Origin of the sequence: Bacillus sp. HY001, assembly GCF_007558965.1 — a bacterium.
In the GTDB taxonomy this organism is placed as follows: Bacteria; Bacillota; Bacilli; order Bacillales; family Bacillaceae_G; genus Bacillus_A; species Bacillus_A mobilis.
On record NZ_VLTE01000324.1, the window covers coordinates 1 to 272 of the forward strand.

The following is a 272-nucleotide window of genomic DNA, read 5'->3' on the forward strand; positions in this document are numbered from 1 at the left end:
GATTTTGCTACACGTAGCGATGGTATCGTTCATGAAAACATCAACAAAACAATAAAAGTAAAAAAGATAGAAAAACGGTTAAAACGTGAACAACGCTCTTTAGCACGTAAATTTGAAAATCCAAAAAAAGAGAGGTGAAAAATCTGTTACTAATAAAAGAGTGAATATAGATAAAAATGTTCTTAGAGTGCAAAAGTTGCATGCTCGATTAGCGAATATTCGAATAGAGTATGTAAAGTCTATTGTAACGAATGTGGTGAAAACCAAGCCAA

At 32.0% G+C, this 272-nt stretch carries 1 pseudogene; it reads left to right on the plus strand.

Annotation, left to right across the window (positions count from 1 at the left end):
• Nucleotides 1–272, plus strand: a pseudogene (locus FOT98_RS31555) (RNA-guided endonuclease TnpB family protein); the annotation flags it as partial.